This window comes from Stenotrophomonas sp. YJH_SMC_123 (assembly GCF_059368215.1).
This window is the reverse complement of record NZ_JCAFRM010000005.1, coordinates 79,817-101,679: the sequence shown is the minus strand read 5'-3', so window position 1 is coordinate 101,679 and position 21,863 is coordinate 79,817. Positions and strand designations below refer to the sequence as shown.

General features: G+C 59.1%; 16 protein-coding genes. 10 read left to right on the top strand and 6 right to left on the bottom strand.

Translation table 11 applies throughout. From position 1 onward, the window contains the following. Positions 1 to 6 precede the first annotated feature (6 nt). The 6 genes from AC5P5W_RS12935 (at position 7) to AC5P5W_RS12910 (ending at position 7,628) form a co-directional block, all read left to right on the top strand. Positions 7 to 3,144, top strand: coding sequence for an efflux RND transporter permease subunit (locus AC5P5W_RS12935; protein WP_012478645.1), 3,138 nt, complete (start codon positions 7 to 9; stop codon positions 3,142 to 3,144). Beyond that, on the top strand, positions 3,141 to 3,872 hold the full coding sequence (locus AC5P5W_RS12930) for a HupE/UreJ family protein (RefSeq protein WP_012478644.1): 732 nt from the start codon (positions 3,141 to 3,143) through the stop codon (positions 3,870 to 3,872). Before AC5P5W_RS12935 ends, AC5P5W_RS12930 begins: the two co-directional genes overlap by 4 nt. A gap of 19 nt (positions 3,873 to 3,891) precedes the next feature. Beyond that, on the top strand, positions 3,892 to 4,530 hold the full coding sequence (locus AC5P5W_RS12925; protein ID WP_012478643.1) for a hypothetical protein: 639 nt from the start codon (positions 3,892 to 3,894) through the stop codon (positions 4,528 to 4,530). Between the two features lie 39 nt (positions 4,531 to 4,569). After that, a complete protein-coding gene (locus AC5P5W_RS12920) occupies positions 4,570 to 4,809 on the top strand; it encodes a hypothetical protein (RefSeq protein ID WP_005414985.1) in 240 nt (79 codons plus the stop codon). A 165-nt stretch (positions 4,810 to 4,974) separates the two neighbouring features. Further along, positions 4,975 to 6,309 carry an MFS transporter gene (locus AC5P5W_RS12915; protein WP_005414984.1) on the top strand — a complete coding sequence of 445 codons (1,335 nt, stop codon included), beginning with the start codon at positions 4,975 to 4,977 and terminating at the stop codon, positions 6,307 to 6,309. A 686-nt stretch (positions 6,310 to 6,995) separates the two neighbouring features. Then, positions 6,996 to 7,628 (top strand): ATP-dependent nuclease, encoded by a 633-nt coding sequence (locus AC5P5W_RS12910; protein ID WP_445393484.1) that lies wholly within the window; start codon positions 6,996 to 6,998, stop codon positions 7,626 to 7,628. Positions 7,629 to 7,643: 15 nt separating this feature from the next. Here the strand turns inward: AC5P5W_RS12910 and AC5P5W_RS12905 are convergent, their stop codons facing one another. From AC5P5W_RS12905 to AC5P5W_RS12895, 3 genes are read right to left on the bottom strand one after another with little or no spacing between them, the layout of a single operon-like run. Further along, positions 7,644 to 8,603: a cation diffusion facilitator family transporter gene (locus AC5P5W_RS12905; protein ID WP_201938546.1), complete on the bottom strand. Its 960-nt coding sequence runs from the start codon at positions 8,601 to 8,603 to the stop codon at positions 7,644 to 7,646. A 19-nt stretch (positions 8,604 to 8,622) separates the two neighbouring features. Next, positions 8,623 to 9,189 carry a recombinase family protein gene (locus AC5P5W_RS12900; RefSeq protein ID WP_011638900.1) on the bottom strand — a complete coding sequence of 189 codons (567 nt, stop codon included), beginning with the start codon at positions 9,187 to 9,189 and terminating at the stop codon, positions 8,623 to 8,625. Positions 9,190 to 9,196: 7 nt separating this feature from the next. Then, positions 9,197 to 9,493, bottom strand: coding sequence for a double zinc ribbon domain-containing protein (locus AC5P5W_RS12895; protein WP_194774148.1), 297 nt, complete (start codon positions 9,491 to 9,493; stop codon positions 9,197 to 9,199). Between the two features lie 210 nt (positions 9,494 to 9,703). On the opposite strand from AC5P5W_RS12895, the gene AC5P5W_RS12890 reads away from it, so the two are divergent. The 4 genes from AC5P5W_RS12890 to AC5P5W_RS12875 all read left to right on the top strand — a co-directional run bounded on the left by AC5P5W_RS12890 (position 9,704) and on the right by AC5P5W_RS12875 (position 15,947). Further along, on the top strand, positions 9,704 to 12,673 hold the full coding sequence (locus AC5P5W_RS12890) for a Tn3-like element TnShfr1 family transposase (protein ID WP_024945956.1): 2,970 nt from the start codon (positions 9,704 to 9,706) through the stop codon (positions 12,671 to 12,673). A gap of 83 nt (positions 12,674 to 12,756) precedes the next feature. After that, the gene (locus AC5P5W_RS12885; RefSeq protein ID WP_495221224.1) at positions 12,757 to 13,866 is read left to right on the top strand and encodes an ATP-dependent nuclease; all 1,110 of its coding nucleotides are present in this window, start codon (positions 12,757 to 12,759) and stop codon (positions 13,864 to 13,866) included. Then, on the top strand, positions 13,856 to 15,277 hold the full coding sequence (locus tag AC5P5W_RS12880; RefSeq protein WP_012478642.1) for a UvrD-helicase domain-containing protein: 1,422 nt from the start codon (positions 13,856 to 13,858) through the stop codon (positions 15,275 to 15,277). Before AC5P5W_RS12885 ends, AC5P5W_RS12880 begins: the two co-directional genes overlap by 11 nt. Positions 15,278 to 15,521: 244 nt before the next feature. Next, complete coding sequence (locus tag AC5P5W_RS12875; RefSeq protein WP_146033496.1) at positions 15,522 to 15,947, top strand: hypothetical protein; 426 nt, start codon at positions 15,522 to 15,524, stop codon at positions 15,945 to 15,947. On the opposite strand, the gene AC5P5W_RS12870 is transcribed toward AC5P5W_RS12875, so the two are convergent. The 3 genes from AC5P5W_RS12870 to AC5P5W_RS12860 form a co-directional block, all read right to left on the bottom strand. Next, positions 15,910 to 17,982 (bottom strand): hypothetical protein, encoded by a 2,073-nt coding sequence (locus AC5P5W_RS12870; protein ID WP_005414981.1) that lies wholly within the window; start codon positions 17,980 to 17,982, stop codon positions 15,910 to 15,912. The genes AC5P5W_RS12875 and AC5P5W_RS12870 overlap by 38 nt on opposite strands. Positions 17,983 to 18,020: 38 nt before the next feature. Then, positions 18,021 to 19,862 (bottom strand): hypothetical protein, encoded by a 1,842-nt coding sequence (locus AC5P5W_RS12865; RefSeq protein ID WP_021204602.1) that lies wholly within the window; start codon positions 19,860 to 19,862, stop codon positions 18,021 to 18,023. Between the two features lie 90 nt (positions 19,863 to 19,952). Next, complete coding sequence (locus AC5P5W_RS12860; protein WP_012478638.1) at positions 19,953 to 21,254, bottom strand: tyrosine-type recombinase/integrase; 1,302 nt, start codon at positions 21,252 to 21,254, stop codon at positions 19,953 to 19,955. Positions 21,255 to 21,863 lie beyond the last annotated feature (609 nt).

The following is a 21,863-nucleotide window of genomic DNA, read 5'->3' as shown; positions in this document are numbered from 1 at the left end:
CGCACCATGCTAGAGCGAATCATTCGCGCGTCTATCGCGCACAGATGGCTTGTGCTCCTTCTGGTCCTGGCCCTCTCAGGCCTTGGGATCTGGAACTACAGCAAGCTTCCCATCGACGCCGTTCCTGACATTACCAATGTCCAGGTGCAGATCAACACCGAAGCTCCGGGCTACTCACCGCTGGAGGCCGAGCAACGGGTCACCTTCCCGGTCGAAACAGCGTTGGCCGGGTTGGCAAAGCTGGAATACACCCGTTCCATCTCACGCTACGGCCTGTCTCAGGTCACGGTCGTGTTTGAAGATGGCACAGATATCTACTTCGCCCGTCAGCAGGTCGCAGAGAGACTTCAGCAAGCGGGATCCCAATTGCCCGTGGGACTAAAGCCAAGCCTTGGACCGGTAGCGACGGGCCTGGGTGAGATCTTCATGTACACCGTGGAAGCGGAGTCCGGTGCTGAAGAGACGTGGACACCAATGGCGCTTCGTACGCTGCAGGACTGGGTGATCCGACCGCAGATGCGCCACTTGAAAGGCGTAACCGAGGTCAACACCGTCGGAGGCTATGTTCGCCAGTTTCACATCACGCCGGACCCGAAGAAGCTCCAAGCATACGGACTGACGCTGCAGGATGTGCTCGAAGCCGTGGCCCGCAGCAACACTAACGTGGGTGCCGGCTACATCGAGAAAAGCGGTGAGCAGTACTTGGTACGCGTGCCGGGCCAAGTGGCCGACATGGCGGGTTTGCGCAAGATCGTAGTGGCTAACCGTGATGGCATGCCATTGCGTGTTGGCGATCTGGCAGAAGTTGTAGAAGGCACCGAACTTCGTACAGGCGCGGCAACCAAGGATGGCAACGAAGTGGTCCTTGGTACGGCGTTCATGCTCATCGGCGAAAACAGCCGGGACGTGGCTCAGCGAACCGCGGCCAAGCTCAAGGACATCGACGCTACGCTGCCTGACGGCGTTCGGGCGCATCCTGTGTATGACAGAACCGAACTGGTGGATCGGACCATCGAGACGGTGAAGAAGAACCTCCTCGAAGGCGCCTTGCTCGTCATCGCGGTGCTCTTCCTGCTTTTGGGCAATCTTCGTGCGGCACTGATCACTGCGGCGGTCATTCCATTGACGATGCTGCTGACGATCACAGGCATGGTCCAGAATCGCGTCTCTGCGAATCTGATGAGCCTGGGCGCACTGGATTTTGGCTTGATCGTCGATGGGGCAGTCATCATCGTAGAGAACTGCCTGCGTCGCTTTGGCGAGCGGCAACACCTTCAGGGCCGTTTGTTGACTCGGGAAGAACGATTTTCCTTGGCGGCAAGTGCCAGTGCAGAGGTGATCAAGCCAAGCCTGTTCGGCCTTTTCATCATCGCGGCGGTCTACATCCCGATCTTTGCCCTCTCCGGCGTGGAAGGGAAGATGTTCCACCCGATGGCGCTTACCGTGGTCATCGCGCTTACCGGTGCCATGGCACTGTCCTTGACATTCGTACCTGCCGCTGTGGCTCAGTTCGTAACGGGAAAGGTTTCGGAGAAGGAAACCAAAGCCATGCGCCGAGTCACCAACGTGTATGGCCCGATGCTTGAGCGTGCCGTCAATGCACGCAAGGTAGTGGTGGCCTCTGCTGCGGTGCTCACCGTCCTGGCGGGCCTGCTTGCAAGTCGCCTCGGCACCGAGTTCATTCCGAACCTGGATGAGGGCGATATCGCCTTGCATGCGCTTCGAATTCCAGGGACCAGCTTGACCCAGGCGATCGGCATGCAACGTCAGCTGGAAGCGGCGATCAAACAGTTCCCCGAGGTAGATGAAGTCGTCGCAAAGATCGGCACTGCCGAGGTGGCCACCGATCCCATGCCCCCCTCCGTAGCCGACACCTTCATCATGCTCAAAGATCGGGACCAATGGCCTGATCCGCGCAAGCCGAAGGCACAGCTTGTTGCCGAGCTCGAGAAAGTGGTTCGCGCCATTCCTGGCAACAACTATGAGTTCACCCAGCCGGTGCAGATGCGGATGAACGAGCTCATTGCGGGCGTTCGGGCTGAGGTTGCTGTCAAGCTGTACGGCGACGACCTGGAGCAACTGGCAACCATCGGCAGCCAGGTAGAGAACGTTGCCAGTGAGATCCAGGGAGCGGCCGACGTGAAACTTGAGCAGATCACCGGTCTGCCATTGATGACGATCACGCCGGACCTGGATGCACTTGCACGATACGGCGTAGCCATTGACGACGTGCAGAAGACCATCTCGGTGGCGCTGGGAGGTGAATCGGTCGGCCAGGTGTTCGAAGGCGATCGGCGCTTCGATATCGTGGTTCGTCTGTCGGAGAACCTTCGCCAGGACGTCCGGACACTGGCGTCACTACCTGTGGCCGTCGCGCCCGGGGTGAGCACAGGCCAAGAGCGCAGCTTCGTGCCGCTGGGCCAGTTGGCCAAGGTCGAGATCGCGCCTGGTCCGAACCAGATCAGCCGTGAGAATGGTAAACGCAGGGTGGTGATCACAAGCAATGTGCGCGGGCGCGACTTAGGGTCCTTTGTCGAGGAGTTGCGCACCAAGGTCGGACAGGAGGTCCAGCTGCCGGAAGGGTACTGGATCGAGTACGGCGGCACGTTTGAGCAGTTGATCTCGGCAAGCAAGCGGCTGTCCGTCGTCGTGCCAGTGGTTCTGGTGATGATCTTCGGATTGTTGTTCATGGCATTCGGCTCAGGGAAGGACGCTGCGATCGTATTCAGTGGCGTGCCGCTTGCACTGACCGGGGGCGTGGTGGCGCTGTGGCTGCGCGACATTCCCATGTCCATCTCCGCAGGTGTGGGCTTCATCGCTCTTTCGGGCGTTGCCGTGCTCAATGGCCTGGTAATGATCAGCTTCATCAAGAACCTGCGGGAAGAAGGCGTCCCCCTGCACAAGGCTGTCACCGAAGGTGCTCTTACCCGCCTCCGGCCAGTCCTGATGACGGCCTTGGTGGCGAGTCTGGGCTTCCTTCCTATGGCCCTGAACGTCGGTGCTGGCGCGGAAGTTCAGCGTCCGCTCGCCACTGTTGTTATCGGCGGAATCATCTCTTCAACGCTGCTGACACTTCTCGTGCTGCCGGCGCTGTATCGATTGGTTCACCGCGAAGATTCTGTTCTGGAAAGTCGCTCCTCATGAACCACCCGTCCCCTTTCTGCACAAGGAACTTGTCTTTGACTTCTTCCAACAAGCTCTTTGCTTGGCTTTCGATGCTTGCCGCAGTCCTCCTGCCGTTTGCGGCGTTCGCGCACGGTGTAAGCGAGGGAGACCAGGCCTTCCTTGAAGAAAGCACCGGTAGGCAACTGATCGCGTTTACCTACCTTGGCGCCAAGCACATGGTGACTGGATACGACCACCTTCTATTTCTGTTCGGGGTGATCTTCTTCCTATACCGCATGCGGGACGTGAGCATCTACGTCACCTTGTTCGCCATTGGCCACAGCACGACGCTGCTGCTCGGCGTGCTCGGCGGCTTTCATGTCGACGCCTATCTGGTCGACGCGATCATCGGTCTCTCGGTGGTCTACAAGGCCTTGGACAACATGGGCGCGTTCAAGCGGTGGTTCGGCGTGCAACCCAACACCAAGATTGCAGTCCTTGTCTTCGGCTTCTTCCACGGCTTCGGCCTGGCCACGAAGCTTCAGGACTTCTCGCTATCGCCGGACGGGCTGGTCCCCAACATGCTTGCGTTCAACGTGGGCGTTGAGCTCGGCCAACTTCTGGCGCTTGCCGGCATCTTGATCGTGATGGGCTTCTGGCGTCGGCTGCCTTCCTTCAACCGCCAGGCCTACGGCGTGAACACCATCTTGATGACGGCCGGCTTCGTGCTCATCGGCATGCAGCTCACCGGCTACTTCGCTTCCTGATTTCTGACCGAGACCCATCATGTCAATCACTATCAATCAACCACTTCCCACGACTGGCCGCCTGCTGAAGTCGACCCTTGTCGCTGCCGCCATTGCCGGCGCGCTTCTCGTTACGGCCGTTCTGCCGGCGGAGTACGGCATTGATCCCACCGGGATCGGCCGAGCGCTGGGCCTGACTGCCCTGGCAGACGGCGGAAGCACCGCCGCAGACCCGGCTACGCCGACGTCCTCGACAGCATCGGACGCAGCGACCACCTTGGCGGAAAAGGCTGCGGCTGCGTTCGGGGCGAACAAGGGGCAATCGCTTGATCCAGCCGCGGTATCGCTCACCAACGGTGAGCTTCGCCAGGACGCGATGACGATCACGCTGGAGCCGGGGAAAGGCAAAGAGGTCAAATCCCACATGGCTGCTGGCGCGGGAATTCTGTTCAGCTGGAAGGCGACCGGTGATGTAGCAGTCGATATGCATGGTGAGCGGCCCGACGTGAAGGGTGCATGGACCAGCTACGCCGTCGAAGCTGCGCAGCGGGAGGCGCACGGCACCTTCGTCGCGCCATTTGAAGGAACTCATGGGTGGTACTGGCAGAACCGAAGCGACACGCCGGTGACCGTGAGCATCGAACTTGTGGGCTACCAAGCCGACATCTATCAGCCGTAACACCCGGCACTTCGCCGACCCAACCCGAGGAGAAACAACATGAAAACTCATAGCGCAGTAATTGCCGGCCTGCTTTTCAGCATGTCCCTTTTCACCACGGCATCCGCTCATGATCCTGCCCTCCATGCCGATCCGGCTCCCCCGGCTGCTCCCAAGGCCAAGCCGACGACTTGCGAACAGCTTGCCGACCGTTCGAAGTACAAGGTGGACCTCAAGGATGCCCAGACCAAGGCGCTGAAGGAACGTTGCGACGCACAGGCAGCTCCGAAGAAGAAGTAAATCCACTCGGATTTAGCCAACGACCCTGCCATTCCGGCGGGGTCGTCACCTCGACCCGAACAGTGGTGGGCGTACACTCCGCCTGTCTGCCGCCTCTGCCCTGAATCCGGGCAAAAGGGCGCACACGGGTTGGTGCCGTCAGAACGTTGCTACCAGGACAATCCCATGCTCGAAGTACTGAGTCACCCGGCGTTTCGGCGCCTGTTTGGTGCCCAGATAGTCGCCCTGGTCGGAACCGGCTTGGCGACTGTCGCCCTTGCCCTCCTGGCCTACGACCTCGCTGGCAGCCAGGCCGGAGCGGTGTTGGGCACCGCGCTGGCGATCAAGATGGTCGTGTACGTGACCTTGGCGCCCGTTTCAGGAGCGTTGGTCCCTGCACGGCTGCGCAAGCGGGTGCTGATCGCACTCGATCTGGTTCGTGCGGTTGTGGCGGTCTGCCTGCCCTTCGTCACCGAGATCTGGCAGGTGTATGTCCTCATCGCTGTGCTGCAGTCGGCATCGGCATGTTTCACGCCGCTGTTTCAATCCACCATCCCCGAAATTCTTCAAGAAGAGCGTGATTACACCCGTGCGCTCTCACTTTCCCGATTGGCATATGACCTTGAAAGCCTGCTGAGCCCGGCGCTTGCTGCCGCACTGCTGACGATCATTAGCTTCCACGGGCTGTTCGCTGGTACCTCGGTAGGTTTCATCCTCTCGGCGCTGCTCGTCGCGTCCACCACCTTCCCGGCCCTCGCTGCGGTCTCTTCCAAGGACGGTCCCTATGCCCGAGCCATCCGTGGAATGCGAATCTACCTCCGCACACCGCGATTGCAGGGCCTGCTCGCGTTGAACCTCTGCGCCGCAGCCGGCGGCGCGATGGTGTTCGTCAATACGGTGGTTATGGTCCGCACCGTTCTGGGCGGGGCGGAGGAGCAGGTTGCATGGGCGCTGGCGGCCTTCGGAGGCGGGTCCATGCTGGTCGCACTTCTTCTTCCGAAGGTTCTCGACCGCATTTCGGACCGGACAGTAATGTTGGCTGCAGGACTGTTCATGTCAGTTGTCCTGGTTACCTTCCTTGGCGTCTGGTTTGCCCTGAAGGGACATCCCGGGTGGACGGCGGTCATTCCGGCCTGGACGCTGCTGGGCATGGCGTATGCCGGCTTGGTTACCCCCGGCGGGCGGCTGCTGCGGCGTTCGGCTGAGTCCGCCGATCTACCATTCCTCTTCGCTGCCCAATTTTCCCTATCGCATGTTTGCTGGTTGATCGCCTATCCACTCGCCGGGTGGGTTGGTGCGCGCTACGGCTTGCATGTTGCCTTGGCCGCCTTGGGGATTCTGGCCACACTCGGTTTGGTCGCCGCGTGGCGCAGATGGCCGGCGCACGATCCAGAGGAGATAGCGCATAAGCACGAACATCTTGCTGAGGACGACCCGCACCTCTTGGCACACCGAGACGTGGATGGCACGCACCGTCACCGGTTTGTCATCGATCAACTTCACACACGCTGGCCAGGCTGACCAAGGCGCCAGGCGGGCGGCGAGCACGGAGCTACCTACTTGCGAGTTTGGTCGCAGACGTACAAGTCCATGTCGACGTCATATCGACACGCGCGCCCACATTCGTAAGATCCCACTTCCTGCGCCCCTGGCAGTGGAGGGCTATTTCTCAGGGCGGCTATTGCAGCCGCCTGGCAATGCTCGAAGGTGTCGTAATCGCCATAAACAGCGTGACGGACTTCCTGAGTGGACGCGCCGGGCGGATAGACAAAGGCAGTCCAGCGCCCCTGGGACCCGCCGCAAGAAACCGCGACTATGGCGACGCCGACGGTTAAGGTTGTCCGACCGATGTCCATGGCCGAATCCTAGCACCGCCGCGCGCCGGGCGGACACCAGCTCAAGCCTATTCAGCTTCGCGAACCAATTTCCTTCGCTCAGGGAAGTCCGCTGTTGGCGATGAACGGACCTCCGTCGCCTGCAAGCGGGCAGGTGACCACGGAAGAAGCGACCTGGAACCGCTCTCTCAGTGTTGCCGCGTTACAGGTTAGGGAAGTTCGCGAAGCAGCTCGGCGTGGCGCCAAGTTCCACCAATGAGCCAATGACTGGCAGAACGCTTTAGGGCTAGGATTGCCTCAGGGGCGTAGTAGGAGTTGGTGTCAGTCTGCGTCCTACACGGACCGTTGACCAAGCCTCTTACAGGACGCCCCATGCCTCGAATTCGCCATTTGGCCATTCGGAACTTTCGATCCATCAAGGCGCTCGACTGGTCGCCCGCCCCGGGCATCAACTGTTTGATCGGTCCTGGCGATAGTGGCAAGTCCACCATCCTCGATGCCATCGACCTGTGCTTGGGTGCTCGACGAAGCATTTCCTTCGGCGACATGGACTTTTTTGACCTCGATGTCTCAGAGCCCATTCGTATTGCCGTGACATTCGGGGAACTGCCGGCATCGCTGATGGACATTGATGTCTATGGCGACTTCTTGCGAGGATTCGATTCGGTATTTGACACCCTAGAAGACGAACCCGCCGCGGGGTTGGAGACAGTGCTTACGCTGCTGCTTCAAGTCGGGGCGGACCTTGAGCCCAGCTGGACGCTGATCTCCGATAGGTCGCTTCAACAAGGCTTGGAACGAAGCCTGCCTTGGAAAGAACGCATCGTGTTAGCTCCGGCACGCATCGGCAGCTTTACAAGCTCCAACTTATCTTGGAGCCGCGGGTCGGTGCTCAACCGGCTAACAGACGAGCGCGCAGAATTGGGAGCCCAGCTCGCTCTAGCAGGGGTCGTCTCAGAAAACGGAAAAAATCGTACGCTAAGACCGGTTTGGCTAGCCGGGTAGTAGGAGTCCCATTAGTCACGCCTGCCGGGCTGCGGCTTGGTCTGGTTGAGAACTCGGTTCTTTGTGGCGATGATCCACGAAGTTGCACCCATCGACGCTGTGCTCACAGGCAACAATCTCCAGTTGCAGCGTCGTATGGAAGATGCTGAATCGGTCAGCCAGCAACAACTTGAGGGTTTTGAGCAACTCGTCGGGCCCTATTTCCGGCGCATACACGATATGAGCGGTCATGCTGACCTTGCCGCTCGTGAGCGCCCATACGTGCAAGTCATGCAGCCCTGTCACGCCTGGCACGGCCTGAACAGATGCCATCAAGGCTCCCATGTCAATGCCGTCTGGGACTCCCTCCAGCAAGACATTCAGGCTTTCCTTGAGTAGCAGCCAAGTTCGTGGCAGCACCCAAAGCCCAATTGCCACGGCGACGACCGCATCTACCCACACCCAGCCGGTGAATCGGATGACCAGCGCAGCTCCGATCACGCCGATGGAGCCAAGCATGTCGCTCCAGACCTCCAGATAAGCGCCTTTGACGTTGAGGCTCTTGTCCTTGCCGCCCTGAAGCATACGCATGCTGATGAGGTTGACGATCAGACCCAGCACTGCTACCACCAGCATCCCGCTGGACTGAACCTGCGCTGGCTCGCGCAAACGCTGCCAGCCCTCATACAGGATGTAGCCAGCGACGCCGAAGAGCAACAGGGCGTTGAATGCGGCCGCAAGGATTTCGAAGCGGTAGTAGCCATAGGTGCGCTTGGCATCGGCTGGCCGTCTCGCCACCCGTACAGCCGCCAAGGCGATGGCCAGCGCCGCTGCATCCGTGAACATGTGCGCCGCATCTGAGAGCAGGGCCAGGCTGTTGAAAACGATGCCTGCGGCGACTTCGGCCAGCAAGAAGCTCCCGGTCAGCGCCAGGGCGATCCAGAGCGATTTTTCATTGCGCTCGCTGGGTAGGGCATGGGTGTGACCGGTGCTCATTTTCGTCCTTCTTCTGAGTTCATTTTTGTTCAGCGTGACCGGAAGCCGGCACCCAGCGATACAACGTCGGGATTGAGACCCCGAGGTTCTTGGCCACGTCCTTGGGAGCGATCCCGCTGGCGAGCAGCTTCTTGGCCGATTCAATCTTGCTTTTGGTCATCTTCGGTTTGCGCCCTCCCTTGCGGCCTGACAGCCGGGCGACCGCCAATCCTGCTCGGGTCCGCTCCACCGTCAGCTCGCGCTCCATTTCGGCGAGGCTGGCCATGACGTGAAAGAAGAACCGTCCCGACGGCGTGCCGGTGTCGATGGCGTCGGTGAGACTCTTGAACTGGATGCTCTGCTTGTGCAACTCGCTGACCAGATCGACCAATTGCTTGACGCTGCGGCCCAGGCGATCCAGCTTCCAGACGACCAGCGTGTCTCCCTTGCGTAGCATTTCAAGCGCCTTGGCCAAGCCGGGGCGCTCGGCTCTCGTGCCGCTTAATTTGTCCTCAAAGAGCTTTTGGCACCCGGCCTGGGTCAAGGCCTCCCGCTGTAGCTCCAGGTTCTGATCCTGCGTCGAGACGCGCGCATAGCCAACCAGCATGGCACGGTCAAACCGCTGCCTTGCCGCACTGAGCGCAAAACTTCGCACCCGGTTGCAGTGTGGTTCCACATTGCGCGCAAGCCGAAGGAACCAACGAAGTCCCGCACTGCTGGCAGAAGCGAGCGCCTGGCGCGTTAGATGCCTTGCAGTTGGGGCAAGCAAGGCCGCCATTACCCCACCCGCCCGCTGGAGGCCCGCCGCTTCCGTACCCACCGCCACCACCGTGATGCCCACCACCGTGATGCCCACCACCGCTGTAACCACCACCGTGGTGGCCACCGAAAAGTCTGTCAAAAATACCCATGAGTCTTTCTCCTTTCGTAAACACGTCAAAGCCACTTGGGGCAGCGGTTGGCTACATCCCTATTTCTCGAAACGCGTTGATATGATAAGAATTCAAGAATAAAGTTTCAAGAACTGTTTTCGAGAATCGCAATGCCTTGATTTCCCGTGCCGCGCCAGAGGGTTGAGCGGGCTTGTCGCAAACCTACGTTTTTGAGAAGAAGGAGACTGCATGCCCCGCCGTTCAATCCTCTCCGCCGCAGAGCGCGACAGTCTCTTGGCGTTGCCCGATACCCAAGACGAACTCATCCGGCTCTACACGTTCAGCGAACCCGACCTGTCACTAATCCGCCAGCGGCGCGGTGACGCCAACCGCCTGGGTGTCGCGGTGCAATTATGCTTATTGCGCTTTCCCGGTCAGGGCCTGCTGCCCGACGCTGCGGTGCCGATGCCCCTGCTGCAATGGATCGGACGGCAACTGCGCATCGATCCATCGTGCTGGCCACAGTATGCAGAGAGGGAAGAAACCCGGCGCGAGCATCTGCTTGAGCTGCGTGCATATTTGGGCATGGAGCCGTTCGGCCTGGCGCACTATCGGCAGGCTGTCCATGCCGCGACCGAGTTGGCCTTGCAAACCGACAAGGGCATCATGCTGGCCAACAGTGTTCTCGACGACCTGCGGCACCGACACGTCATCTTGCCGACGCTGGATGTTGTCGAGCGCGTCTGTGCCGAGGCGATCACCCGCGCCAACCGGCAAATCTACGAAACCTTGTCCGAACCGCTATCGGACGCGCATCGTCGCCGCCTTGACGATCTGCTCAAACGCCGGGACAACGGCAAAACGACCTGGCTGGCCTGGCTGCGCCAGTCACCCGTCAAGCCCAATTCGCGGCACATGCTCGAACACATCGAACGCCTCAAGGCATGGCAGGCGCTCGACCTGCCTTCCGGCGTCGAGCGGTCGGTGCACCAGAATCGCCTGCTCAAGATCGCCCGCGAGGGTGGCCAGATGACACCCGCCGACCTGGCCAAGTTCGAGGCGCAGCGGCGCTACGCCACCCTGGTCGCGCTCGCCATCGAGGGTATGGCCACCGTCACCGATGAAATCATCGACCTGCATGATCGAATCCTGGGCAAGCTGTTCAACGCCGCCAAGAACAAGCATCAGCAGCAGTTCCAGGCATCCGGCAAGGCGATCAACGCCAAGGTGCGGCTGTTTGGGCGCATCGGTCAGGCGCTGATCGAGGCCAAGCAAGCGGGCCGCGATCCGTTCGCCGCCATCGAGGGCGTACTATCCTGGGATGCTTTCGCCGAAAATGTCACCGAAGCGCAGAAGCTCGCGCAGCCCGAGGACTTCGATTTCCTGCACCGCATCGGCGAGAGCTACGCCACGTTACGCCGGTACGCGCCGGAATTCCTCGCCGTGCTCAAGCTGCGGGCTGCGCCCGCTGCCAAGGATGTGCTGGACGCCATCGAGGTGCTGCGCGGCATGAACAGCGACAACGCACGCAAGGTGCCTGCCGATGCGCCGACCGACTTCATCAAGCCGCGCTGGCAGAAGCTGGTGATGACCGATGCCGGCATCGACCGGCGCTACTACGAGTTGTGCGCACTGTCGGAACTGAAGAACGCGCTGCGCTCCGGCGACATCTGGGTGCAAGGCTCACGCCAGTTCAAGGATTTCGAGGACTACCTGGTACCGCCTGTGAAATTCGCCAGCCTCAAGCTGGCCAGCGAACTGCCGCTGGCTGTGGTCACCAACTGCGACCAGTACCTGCATGACCGGCTGACGCTGCTAGAAACACAGCTTGCGACCGTCAACCGCATGGCGGCGGCCAACGACCTGCCGGACGCCATCATCACCGAGTCTGGCCTGAAGATCACGCCTCTGGATGCGGCGGTGCCTGACACCGCGCAGGCGCTGATCGACCAGACCGCGATGATCCTGCCGCACATCAAGATCACCGAACTGCTTATGGAAGTGGATGAATGGACGGGCTTCACCCGCCACTTTACGCACCTGAAATCGGGCGACCTGGCCAAGGACAAGAACCTGCTGCTGACCACCATACTGGCCGACGCGATCAATCTCGGCCTGACCAAGATGGCCGAGTCCTGTCCCGGCACAACGTATGCCAAGCTCGCCTGGCTACAAGCCTGGCATACCCGCGATGAAACCTATTCGACGGCGCTGGCCGAATTGGTGAACGCGCAGTTCCGGCATCCCTTCGCCGAGCATTGGGGTGACGGCACCACGTCATCGTCGGACGGCCAGAACTTCCGCACCGGCAGCAAGGCCGAGAGCACCGGGCACATCAACCCGAAATATGGCAGCAGCCCAGGGCGGACGTTTTACACGCACATCTCCGACCAGTACGCGCCGTTCCACACCAAGGTCGTGAACGTCGGCGTGCGCGACTCGACCTACGTGCTCGACGGCCTGCTGTACCACGAGTCCGACCTGCGCATCGAGGAGCACTACACCGACACGGCGGGCTTCACCGATCATGTCTTTGCCCTCATGCATCTGCTGGGCTTCCGCTTCGCGCCGCGCATCCGCGCCCTGGGCGACACCAAGCTGTTCATCCCTAAGGGTGAAGCCAGTTACGACGCACTCAGACCGACGATTAGCAGCGACAAGTTGAACATCAAGGCTATTCGTGCCCATTGGGATGAAATCCTGCGCCTGGCTACCTCGATCAAACAGGGCACGGTGACGGCCTCGCTGATGTTGCGCAAGCTCGGCAGCTACCCGCGCCAGAACGGCCTGGCCGTTGCGCTGCGCGAGCTGGGGCGCATCGAGCGCACGCTGTTCATCTTGGACTGGCTGCAAAGCGTGGAACTACGCCGTCGTGTGCATGCCGGATTGAACAAGGGCGAAGCCCGCAATGCGCTGGCCAGGGCGGTGTTCTTCAACCGGCTGGGCGAAATCCGCGACCGCAGTTTCGAGCAGCAGCGCTACCGGGCCAGTGGCCTCAACCTGGTGACGGCGGCCATCGTGCTGTGGAACACGGTCTACCTGGAGCGCGCCGCGAATGCTTTGCGCGGCCACGGCCATGGTGTCGATGAAGGGCTGTTGCAGTACCTGTCGCCGCTGGGTTGGGAGCATATCAACCTGACCGGCGATTACCTCTGGCGCAGTAGCTCCAAAGTAGGCGTGGGGAAATTCCGACCGCTACGTCCGCTCTCTGGGTCTTAGCGTACGATTTTTTCCGTTTTCTGAGGTGACCCCTAGCAGCGCGTCAGGCGCGCGCCAACTTTGGCGCTCAAGCATCGCCCCACCTGAGTCAGACACTCGGAATCGTCCGGACAACTGCCCAGAGCCTTGGAGTTGACGTCGGATCGATGCCGCAGGCCTTACTCGACTCGCACTCCGTCTCCATCGGCGAAGGCGCCATCGCGCTTCACAGCGAGGCAGGCATCCCCCTTCGGTCCCTTGGTACGGGTTCTTCTCGACTCTTGGTGACGGGACTTCAACGGGCCGCGGCGGAGTCAGCGCCGATTGCCTTGGTGGATGAGGTGGAATATGGGTTAGAGCCCCATCGGCTCATGCGGCTGCTGGATTCCTTGGGAGCCAAGGAGACGCCGCCGCCTCTCCAAGCGTTTCTCACAACACACTCCCCTGTGGCACTTCGTGAGCTTTCAGGTGAGCAGCTGCTTGTAGTTCGGCCACGACCGGCTGGCCATGTCGTCATTTCCGCTGGCTCGACCGACGAGATTCAAAGCACGCTGCGCACTGACCCGGAGGCCTTTCTGGCGAAGTCTGTGATTGTGTGCGAGGGAGCAAGCGAGGTAGGGTTTGTGCGTGGCCTCGATCTATGGGGGGTAGCCAGCAAAGAATCCTCTTTCTTGGCTTTAGGTGGTGCATACGTCAATGCAGGCGGAGGCACTCCGGACAACGCTTTTGCCCGAGCGACTGCGCTTATGGATCTGGGTTACCGAGTCCTCGTCTTCATAGACGCTGACAAACCTGCCGCTCCAGGTGTTGCAGAAGCATATCTTCAATCAGGCGGCAGCCTCGTGACTTGGCGGGCAGGAATGACGTTGGAGGACGAGCTGTTCCTCTGCCTTCCTGACACATCGATTGATGCCCTGCTCCTGAAGGCTAAAGAGCGTGTTGGCGAAGATCTTATGAACCAACAGCTGGTTGCCAAATCGAACGGTCTAACAACTTTGGCGTCCATCGAAGCGCTGAGGCCGAATTCACCCTATCCGCCTGATATTCGCGTACTGCTTGGCGAAGTCTCCCGTATCAAAAAGAATAGCTGGTTCAAGTCGCTTACGACTTACCAGTCAATCGTCCTGGATATCGTCTCTCGGGGCTACGCAAACGCGGACGCTAGCTTCAAGGCAGTAGTAGACCAACTCTGGGCCTTTACCCGTGCTGCCTGAAATCGATCTGCTAGCTATCCAACGCGGATCGATCACCGCCCCAGCAGGATGCGGCAAAACCCAGCTGATTGCCGAGGCGCTGGCATCCCACTCTGGGAACAGACCGATCCTTGTTCTGACTCACACAAATGCTGGCGTCACCGCGTTGAGGACACGCTTGAAACGCGCGGGGGTGCCCAGCTCTGCCTATCGGCTGTCGACGATTGATGGATTCGCTATGCGTCTCATCGCCAAGTTCCCGGCGCGCAGTGGCCATCATCCCCAACTCTTGGAGCTCAACAACGCGGGTAGCGACTACCCCGCGATCCGTGAATCATTCCGGCAACTCTTGGACTCGGGGCATATCGCTGCACCCATCGCAGCCACTTACGCCCGGCTTTTGGTTGACGAGTATCAGGATTGCAGCACCGTTCAGCACTCCATCGTGTCCACCCTCGCTGCGCTTTTGCCCACGTGCGTCCTCGGTGACCCTCTGCAGGCCATCTTCGGATTTGGCGGAAATCGGCTGGTTCACTGGGAACAAGACGTTCAATCGTCCTTCCCAGCAGCGGGTAGCCTTCGAACCCCTTGGCGCTGGCAAATTGCAGGTAATGAAGAGCTGGGCCAGTGGCTGCTATCCCAAAGGCATGCTCTTACGGCCGGCTTACCCATTGATCTAACTACGGCTCCGTCATCCGTTCGTTGGATCCAGCTGGTTGCCGGTAGTGAAGTGCAGCAAAGATTGACTGCGGCACGGACCAATGCGCCTGGTAGCCAAGGAACGGTTCTGGTAATTGGCGAGTCCATGAATGTTCAAGGCCGCCACCAACTCACCAGCCAAACGCCTGGGGCAATGGCGGTAGAAGCCGTGGACATGCGAGACCTCGTCAACTTCGCCAGGCAATTCAATCTTCAGGCTCCTAGTGCGCTGCAAGACTTGGCCACCTTCTCCGCTCTCATGATGACGGGCGTCGGCACGGCGAATCTAGTGACGCGTGTCGGTACCATTCGTAGAGGGAGAGCCAGGACACCTCCAACTCCTGTAGAAGCTGAGGCAGTCGCCTTTGAGTCCGAGCGGACCATGACGCGCGCCTTGCGGCTGGTGGACGCTTTGGCCGAACAGACAGGCACTCGGGTCTATCGGCCCGAGATTCTGCACTGCTGTCGATCAGCCATGCGAAGCGTTATCAACGGAGAGCAAGATCTATTAGGAGCCGCACTTCATGCCCGCGAGCGAAATCGTCACCTCAGCCGCCCCATTGCGCGCAGAGCAGTCGGCAGCACTCTCCTTCTGAAAGGTCTCGAGGCAGACATTGCCGTGGTCCTCTATCCGGAGAGCATGAGCGTGCAGAACCTCTATGTAGCCCTCACGCGTGGTGCGAAAGGGCTGGTGATCTGCTCCAGTACCCCAACGCTGACCCCGACCCCATAGCCTCAACCTAACCATTCTGCGCCCTATCAGGCACGAAGCTTTGCGGCGCTTCATCATTGCAATGGTCACAATGGACCTTGTCCCAAAGTCGTTGCTGAACATCTGGGTCTGAAGAACGTGGGTCTCGCCGGGCAGCGACTGCATCAGGATTGATTTCAAGGTTCTCCTTGTCCCACCTAGATGATTGGGCGGCGAAGGTGGCGTAGGCTATCTGCTTACCAATGATGCGTCAGCGGACAGCAGAATGAGCAGACCCAACTCAGTAGAGGATAAGGCATTGGCCGCTCTTGACCGCCTGGTGAAGCGACGCCCGACCAATGAACTGCTGAAGGCAAAGATGGCCGCAGGTCATCGGATCATCACGCCTACCGCGGTCGCGGCAGAGGCAGGAGTAAATAGAGGGAGCTTTGGATCAAGGCACGCTCGACTTGGGCACGTCTGGCTTAGAATTCAGGAGCTGGCTGAGGAGGAGAGGCGAGGCTCAGTAGCTGAAGAGCTCGCCAGGGTTAAGGCTGAGAACGCAAGGTTGAAGGCTCTGCTTTACAAGACCAACATCCACAACGCATCTCTCCAACTCGCAGTGTCCCGGCTTCAGAAGCAGAGTACCAAGAGAGACGATGGAGCAAATGTCGTCAACTTTCGCCGGAACGATCGGAAGCGTCCCCGGTAGCGTTGGATATCATCCTCAGCACTGCTCGACTCTGAACAACACGGCTCATAGCAATCTTGGAATACTGATCCCTAGAGTTGGTCCGCTCCATCTGGACAATGGCCTGATTTTTCAGGAGGCGATCCTCCCAAAAGTCCTTATGCTCTGGCAGGATGATGCAGCACTTGCACCCCGCGCACAGGCCGGGCGACCGTAGGCCGAAGTTCGGCGAGGCGCGGACAGTGAGGAGGCTTGCTTGTGGGTTGCAGCTGGAACGGTCAGGCAACATATCAATCAGGCAACTTGCGTAGGTCCCTGTCCATATCCGCAGGTCGGTGAGTTTCACGTATGCCACGGCCTTATCGATCGGCGTCTCTCCGTCCATCTTGGACAGTGCCTCGGTCATTGATTCGGCATGCTGCATGAGAAGACGCTGCGCCGGTCCACCTCCGATCGGCCTGCCGAGGGTGATTTGAACTAGGAACCGAGAGGTCTCCATGACTCTCTCTCCTTCCAAGTTCTCGAGCAGAGCCGCATCGTTTCCAATGTACCCTTGATCCGTGATCTGCTCGCTCATGTGACGGAAGTGCGTCCGTAGCGCTGGCATTAGTTCCGGCTTGGATCGGAACACATAGTGCGCAAAGGTGATCCTCCATCGCTGCGGGCGTAGGTACCTCACCTCGTAAACAGCTTGCGTCGTTTCGATGCCACGCTTCTTCGTGAGGGCTTCGACGGCAAACTCACGTTGCAGCAGAGAATTTCTGGATGCTGTCATTCGGCCGATTCCATCGGGACCCGATGGAAGGGACTTGGCGTGGGAGAAGCTGAGCATCAGTGACTTAGTGCCCGATAGTGCTCGCCAAGGCTCCATTAGCCGCACCAGCACCTCGACGGATTTCAGCACGATCGGCAGGTGATTCGTGCCCAACGGGCGCAGTCCGGCAGTCCACTCATGGCGAGTCGCTTCCCTTTTGGCGGAAATGCCACAGATGGAGAACACCTCCATTAGTCCGTCTAGCGACGTCACTGACTTGACCACACCGTGCTGTAGCGTCGGATCGTGGTCCAGGGAGAGGCCAATCAGCTCATGAGCTCGAATCCCGGTGCATCCCTGCAGCAAGACACTGCATGCGCTTTGAGTCATTAGTATTAGGCGTCTCAGGCCCTGAGTTCCGCTAATCTCGCGCTCGTCACCAGCGTCATCAATCCGATCTATGGTGGCCAATGGCTCATGCCAGGGTGTCAGTGTCCCTGGGATCGGGCTCATCTGGAACTCCTCGATGTGCCGTTTGATCTGACGAAAGCAGGCGATTCGTCTCGGTCCCGTAGCACTTCTTGCGTCGATCAGCATCGGGATGACCTCAGCCTGAAGTCTGATCACATCCTCCGAGCCGTACTCAATCCATTCACATGCGTAGGAAAGAATCGGTACCGAGATCTCGTCCGGGACAGGCATCAATCCACCCGTTCGAGCAAGCCCGAGCGGCTCTGTCACGACGTCGTAGGTCTTTCTTCCGTCAAACGGCGCTTCGCACGGTGCTTGTCCGCCTCTGGCGCGCAAGCTGTCCGCGATTTCGTAGATCTGTGTAAGTGGATGGATGAGTTTGTAGGCGGTCGCATGCGTCCACGCCCTGTCTCGACCGGCATCACTTCGGGCCGTCATGTACTGCTCTTCGAGACCTTCGACGTAGTCCCAGCTCATCGCCGTGGTGATATCGAAGAGGGAGTGGATCTCCCGCTCTCCCATGAACTTCACCAGCTCCCTCATGCCCATGTAAGTGCCAGGGATAGACCCAACCGTCATACGTACGGTGTCCTCAATGATGGCGGTCTTGAGGTAGCACTTCAGCTCAGAGAGCAGTCCTCTGTGCTTGTAGTCCGTGAGCAACTCTCCGCGTGCCACAGGGATTGCCCAGTCAACTGTGACAAACTCCTTCTGTTGGCCGACCGTGGTCTGGGCAAAGGTCCAGACATCACTGTCATAGTCAACTTGGAAGGAAGGATGCAGGGTCGCTGCCTGCGCTGTTTCGACCTTTCTTGCTGCGGGCATAGCCATATCTCTAGAATTGATTCGCTAGTGGCGGTACAGCCGGACTATTCAAGTCCAGGCAGGGGCGTCAGCATGATCATCATCGCTGATTGTCGATTCGCAGTTGTGCTCACTGCTGGGATCCATGAATCGCGGAGAGCGAGATAGGCATTCTCGAACTTTCGCCTCCAGATCTCGCTGCCGAGCTCTGCCCTGGCTTCTTCGTATAGCTCCTGCAGTTGAAGAAAGCGCGCGAGCGCGTAGGCTTCGTTTGGATCAGCTGCGGCGAGCGGGCATGCAGGACAGGAACCATAGCTGGTGCAGAGCTTTCCATGGCGCTGCCCTGGTTGAGGACTTTGGAATGGATCTGCACAGCAGAAGCCCTGCGTGGCTGCCGTTTGCTCACGATCACTTCGGGCGGAGCGTGTGTCGATCTTTCCATTTGAAGTCACCCAGCGCTCCTGTGCGGTCATGGCTCCTGCCAGCTGTTCCTTTTGCCGATGCTGCATCGTGGTTGTCTGGTAACTGTCTTGACCAGTTGACAGTAGCCGATGGCCTAGCATTGCTCGGAGCTCGAAGGCGTCGCCGTCGGTCAGCCCATCAACCGCTTCGGAGAACGCAAGCCTGTTTGCTTGAGAGCCAGAGTACTTAAGCCCCCTTCGTTTGCAGAACAACGTGATGTAACCGGTCACCCGCGTGGTCACGTCGTCGGTTCTGGCTGAGTAGGAGTCGATGTGCATTCCTCGGCGCTTGTGCCGCCCGCCTTCGGAAACTGCGTGGAGGAAGAAGTCATTGGCAAGCTCACCAGCAGCGTAGTCTCTGATTCGTTTGGTCCAAGCAATAACGAAACTGATCAATCTTTCAGGCGCTAGCGGGTGATCGCTAGCGGGGAAGGCTGCTCGCTGTGTCGCGCCCTGAGCGGAACTTCCAGCCCTGCGCTTGGAGGACTTGATCACCGTTCGCTTTTGTCCAAGCGGGTAGTGCTCCGATATGCCATTCAGGGTGAGTGTTCTAAGTGGCTGCTCGTTGAAGCCCGAGTGCATGGCTAGTACGAGAAAGAATGGGATCAGATCGCCGCCGATCGGGTGCGCTAGTCTCCTCAGACGGAAGTACTCGCTTTCGCTGATCTTTCCTACGCCTGGGAGCTTGTGAACCGCGCCTTGGCGAGGAAGATGACCGTCAAAGTTTGCCAATATTTGAGCAATTGCCTCTGCCGGATCGCTTAGCGATACAGCGTCGCCCTTTTTCTTCTGAGCGAGGGCACTGTGAACCCTATCTAGAAGCGGCCACACTTCGTCCATTGTCGATATGCATTCTTCGACCGCCGCCTTCATGACGTTGGCCCAAGCCGCACGGTCCAGCTCTTTCGGCTTGCTCTTCCGTGGCAGTCCTGCGAACGGCTTTGGCGGAATACGGATCACCTTCCACCGTGGATCCATCTCGTGCAGCGCAAGAACGACCTTCTTGAAGGTCCCGTAATAGTGGCGCTGGGTCTCCACCGAGAGAACTGTCGGGTGCGTGGTATCCCTACCTTTCAGATACGTTAGAAAGGACTCGCCGAGATCCATTGGAGTGTCGTCTGGGCCGCTTATCTTTACCCCTTTTACGGTTAGGTACTGCACCAGGCCACTCACGATGTTGTTAGCTGAAGAGGATCTAGTCGTCTCCCTGCTGTTCTTGTTAGCTCGGCAGAACGCCTCGGCGAAGAGCGGTGCCGCTGCACCTATGCCCTTCCACCGGCTGAGATTAACGATGTTGTCGCGCAGGTCTCCGGCGCGCCTGAACGCGACTTCTAGGCGACCAGCGCTCTCGCGGACATCCCATTTCTTTGTGTTGCCTACCTTTTCCTCAACTACTACGGCGTGCCGCAGCTGGGCGGATCTTCTTCCTGCCACGTAACGCTCCAATCCGTGTTCAATCTGATTTGATAAGGTGAGTCGGTCACATGCGAGGAGTAGTGCGTATGCTGGCCGTGGAGCCGTGTGAGCTCCAACTCGTCAGGCCTCGACGCCGATTCGCATAAAGGGTTGACCTTCAAGGTGCAGTCTGATCGATTCCCTGGTTTCGCTCTCGAATGCGTTCGCGCTTCGCAGGTAGATGGACTCAGTCGTATCCCTGAGACTGTGTCCCAGTACCGACTGAACATACTTGATCGCATCCATGTCACCGTTTGCGCGCTTCTCCATGTACGTGTACAAGGCGAAGGTGTGTCGAAGGGCGTGAATGGTTATTCGCTCGCGCTGCGTGGATTCGTAGCGAGCCAGGTCACGCTCTTTGGAGAGCCGTTTGAGCAGCCTGTCCTTGGCCTGGGCGAAATGCCGGTCGAAGATCTGCGGGGTTATCGGATTGCCCGCATGCTTGCGGTTGTTTGCGTCGAGGACGAATAGGACGCCGTGATCCTCGAGCTTGTGGTATCCCAGTCGGAGGTCAACGAGGCGCTGCCGAACACCTTTGGCATAGCGCTTCAACGCGTTGAGTAGCCAGACTGGAACGGGAACATTGCGCTTCTTGTTACCTTTCCCGAGCACGGGGATGGCGACTGCAGTGAGAGGATCGCGCCCTTCCGTACGGGCCTGAAGGATGGTTTTCGCTTTGAGATCGCACACTTCCGCCCGCCTCAGTCCTGCTTGATAGCAAAGCTCAGCCATCAATCGCTGCGCCGTGGTTGCGTATGCCAGTTCAACCAGACCGTTTCGCTCGAGCACAGGGTTTGGACCTAGTTCGTCAAGAATACCGACGACGGTCTCGGGATGGAGCGCAGTGATGAGTTCGTCAGCGTCGTTCAGCCCGGGAAGGTCGACGCCAACGTCGAGAACTTGAACAGTTCCTCGCTTCGTCTGCTTGCTCAGCAGCGCTGGTGCCTTCCTCAGGTATCCCCGTTTCACGCAGAATGCGATTAGCTTGGTCACGGTCGACCATCTTCGATGAATAGTCGCGGCGGCGAGCTTATCCAAGGTCACCGCAGAGTCCAGGTCAGTCAAGGTGTCCGCATAGGATCTGAGGAGATCCTCATCTACGTCGGAAACGAGCTTTTTTCTTGCGTCAAGAAAGTGATGGAAGTCGGTGAGGTCAGCCGCGATAGCTGCGGTTGTGTTCTTGCTGCAGGCAAGCTTTGGCTTTGGACCGATCGTTAGATGGGCATCTGCAAAGAATTCAAAAGCGGGCTGAACGATCGTTCCATCAGACCTGCTGACCAAAAAGCAGAAGCCTTCGGGTAAGGGTACGCCTTGCGCACACTTGATTCCTGTCGCTTCCGAAGCGATTGCACGTGCGGTGCATATTTCGACGTCATAGACCATGGCGCCGAAAGCTATCAGGTATACGGAAAGTTTTTTTTGCTGTGAGCCTTACGGTACGTTAACAACTGAAATGAGAATCATGCCTACTTTTTACTTCCATTGATTCATATATTTACGCGTGATCGTGACCCTACTGGTACGCTCGGTGTGAAGGAAGACCTGCTCGCTGGTACGGGGGAAGTGCGCAACAGAGAGGTGGGTTCGTTCGTCGCGCAGGCTAGATTTGCTCCTTCAGTACCAATGTTGGTGTCCGCTTGGCGCGGCAATCGGTAGCGCGCGGTCAATGGCTACCCAAGGCTGGCAGTGAGTTGACATCATCAATCGGGAGACGCCGCGGTTGCTACTGCGCGTTCTTTAGGGAAGCGTGTTGGCTGGGCAGTGGGTACGCCTGGAGCTACCGATTCAATTGCTGCCGGCAAAGGTAAGGTTGCCGCAACGCCACTGCACCACTTTTGATTGCTGGCAACCTTTGGTTGGCCGTCTCCGGGTTCTCCGGAGCGACGCTATCAAAGAGTTTCTCGAGTGCTGCCCGCGTGCTGATCCCTAACTGTGCCGAATGTGCGAGAGGACGGCCGCTGCATACGCGCTCTTTCAACGAGCCATCGAGAC